Below are 3,178 nucleotides of genomic sequence, written 5' to 3' on the forward strand. Positions count from 1 at the left end.
AATAATCCGGACTTTACGGCGTATATGACGGCAAAAGCAAAAAAAAGCGCAGGGACGATGCCGGCGGTCGCGCCCGTTTCCGCGCTTGACAGATTCGGATACTGCCCCCCGCCACTCGACCGCTCGGCCGACGCGGGGAAAGATATAACCCTGCAACTGCCGGAAAACCGCGCCGCGGCGCTGGCGTCTTACATAGCGCCGGGCGAAGACCTGTCGTTCGGAGTGAGCGACTCATCTTTCGATCTGCGCGGCCAGTCGAAACTGACGGCTATCCGCGATCAGGGCGATTACGGCACCTGCTGGGCGTTCGCCTCGCTGGCTTCGCTGGAATCAAATCTGCTGCCTGCTGAAACCTGGGACTTTTCGGAAAACGGTGTTGCCATGAACAGCGGTTTTTTCACCGACTCCACCGATCTGATGAACTACGGCGGCAACACTTTCATGTCGTCGGCGTATCTGCTGCGCTGGGCCGGCCCGGTAAACGAAACGGATGATCCTTATGACGGCGTGCGGCGGACCGGTAAACCCGTCCGCAAACACATGCAGGAAACGCTGTGGCTGCCGGCCAAAACCTCGCAGGCCTACAGCGCGACGTACATAAACAATGTTAAAGCGGCAATCGTCAGCTACGGCGCAGTGGCGGCTTCAATATACTGGGACGGCGCGGCCGCCGTGTCAATTCCCGCGAAACCTTATTATTATTTTTACAATTCGCATTGCACCATAAGCAACGGCTCCAGAAACTGCCAGGCGCAAAGCAGCCGGGCCGGCGGACACCTGATAGCGCTGGTCGGCTGGGTGGACAATCTCGACCGAACCAGCTTCACAACCTCCGCCAACGGCACGCCCGCAGGCGACGGCGCCTGGCTGGCGCGCAACAGCTGGGGGTCGGAAATCGGAGACGGCGGCTACTTCTACATTTCCTATTATGATACTTCCCACGGCTGCGAAACAGCCGTATTCCACACAGCGGAAGAAACCTCCAATTACACCCGTCAATACGGGTACGACACTCTCGGCTGGACCAATTCTATCGGTTCCGGCCTGACCGGCTGGATGGCCATGCAGGCCGTGTCCGCCGAGGCTGGCGAAACGATAAAATCAGTCGGATTCTACAACACGGAATCCGGCGCAGCCCAGTACAACATCTACATTTACACAGGCTCGGCGGCGGGTGCGCCGCGCAGCGGAACGCTGGCTTATTCCGCGGCCGGCACGCTGGCATTAAGCGGGTATCACACCATCCCGCTGGCAACACCCGTAACGCTCAGGAACGCGGGCACGCGGTTTTCGGCAGTGGTCAGGCTGGCTAACCAGTCCTACGTCTATCCGATTCCGATCGAATATAATGACGGCTTTTATTCCGCCAAAGCCAACGCTTCCGCAAACGAAACTTTTTACAGTGACGACGGCGGTTCCTGGACTGACCTCACGGAAATGTACGCCAAAACCAGCGCCTGCCTTAAAGCCTATACGTCCGCCAGTCAGGCCGGCGGCATTGACACCTCCACGATAGTCGTTAAAGGCTATCCCAGCCCCTGCGATTTCAAAAAAAACGCCACGATGACGCTGGGCGGACTCCTTACCGGACAGACGAACGTAAAAATACGGGTTTACTCGCTGTCGGGCCAGCTGGTTCGCACGTTTGACCGGATAGACGGACTAACGCCCGCCAATCAGGCTTTATGGGACGGAAAGAACCAGGCGGGCGAACGCGTCGCCAGCGGCGTATACATAGTGCTTTTCACGGCTGACGCAATGAATCCGAAAACCGAAAAAGTGGCGGTATTTTGGTAACGCCATGACAGCCCCGCGTAATAAAATAAACGCGCTTGTTCTTTCCGCGCTCCTGAGCGCGGGCGGACCGGCGTTTGCGGGCGCGGGAACATCCGCCGTATCCACACTCAAGCTCGACGGCGCGGCGCGGCCGCTTGCGCTTGGCGGCGCGTTTGCCGCCGTGGCGGACGACGCCTCCGCCATGTTTTACAACCCCTCCGGCATAGCCCAGCTCGACAAAAAACAAATCCTGTTCACGCACACCGAATGGCTCGCGGGCGTGCGCACTGAATATCTGGCCTGCGCCCTGCCGCTGACCGAAAAATGGACTGTGGGGCTCGGCGCGAATTTCGGGTTCGCGGACGACGTTTCCCAATACGACGCTTCCGGCAACAAGTCCGGCTCGTTCGGCGCGAACGAAGGGTACGGGCTAGTCAATCTGGCCTACCAGCCGTTTAAAAACATGGCGTTCGGCGGCTCGGGCAAATTTATCCGCCAGTCGGTTTCCGATAAAAACGCCGCCGCCTATGCGTTCGATCTTGGCGCGATTTTCTATAACCGCCTTGTGCGGCTGGGCGCGGCGGTGCAGAATGCAGCGGGCACGAAAATGAAACTCGCCACGGAAGAGTTCCCGCTGCCGGTTACGCTGCGCGGCGGCGTGACCATCACGCCGTGGAATTCGCTGCTGGCTACGGCGGAATACGTCAAGCCCAACGACGAGGATATGAGCATGCGCGTGGGCGCCGAATACGTTTTCGGGTTCGAAGACGGCTCTGCGGTGGAAATTCCCGTGCGGTGCGGCTGGCGAAGCGGCCAGTCCGACGGCGCGGGACAGGGCTTCGCGCTCGGTCTTGGCATAAAAACGAAAGATATGTCTTTTGATTACGCTTTCATGCCCTGCGGCGATCTGGGCAACGCGCATAAAATGACGCTGGCTTTCAAATTCGGATCCGCGCGCGCCGGGACAACCGGCCTTTCACAAAGGTTCCGGCGGAGCCCGGCTGAAAAAAACACCGACCGTTTCGATCGTGAGCCGGAAGATCCGGAAATACTTGTGCTGCCGGAATAATCCGGGCATCGGTTCAATGACACTCCCCCGGCTGTGCCCTTGGCCTGCCGTTGTTATTACGCTTTACCGGCAAGCCGGGGGGTTCTTCTTTCCAAAGAGCCAAGCTGTTTGCCCCGCATCTTCCTGTCCTTGCATATCTATATACTCTGAGTTGCGCCTCGTTTATCCCTGCCGTAGAAACAGAATACCCATCTGACCAAATACCGGAGTTAAGTAACATTTTGTGTGGGTTTTTTAACACCTTTACGGCTGTTTAAGTAATGTGCAACAAGCACTTTTTTGTGTTCGACCGGTGTGCCTCTATGTCTGCGCAATAAATCTGCCAAACGGCTG

The 3,178-nt window shown here is 57.9% G+C and carries 2 protein-coding genes; both read left to right on the forward strand.

Annotated elements, in window-relative coordinates:
* Positions 1 to 1,797 (forward strand): lectin like domain-containing protein (locus PHW69_10025; protein ID MDD4005520.1); only part of this gene is annotated, 1,797 nt, incomplete at its 5' end.
* A gap of 4 nt (positions 1,798 to 1,801) precedes the next feature.
* Positions 1,802 to 2,845 (forward strand): PorV/PorQ family protein, encoded by a 1,044-nt coding sequence (locus tag PHW69_10030; protein ID MDD4005521.1) that lies wholly within the window; start codon positions 1,802 to 1,804, stop codon positions 2,843 to 2,845.
* Positions 2,846 to 3,178 lie beyond the last annotated feature (333 nt).

This window comes from Elusimicrobiaceae bacterium, from assembly GCA_028700325.1.
In the GTDB taxonomy this organism is placed as follows: domain Bacteria; phylum Elusimicrobiota; class Elusimicrobia; order Elusimicrobiales; family Elusimicrobiaceae; genus JAQVSV01.

Bases quoted from the DNA above. Each gene is read 5' to 3' on its own strand.
- PHW69_10030 (MDD4005521.1), top strand. From the start codon at position 1,802: ATGACAGCCCCGCGTAATAAAATAAACGCGCTTGTTCTTTCCGCGCTC.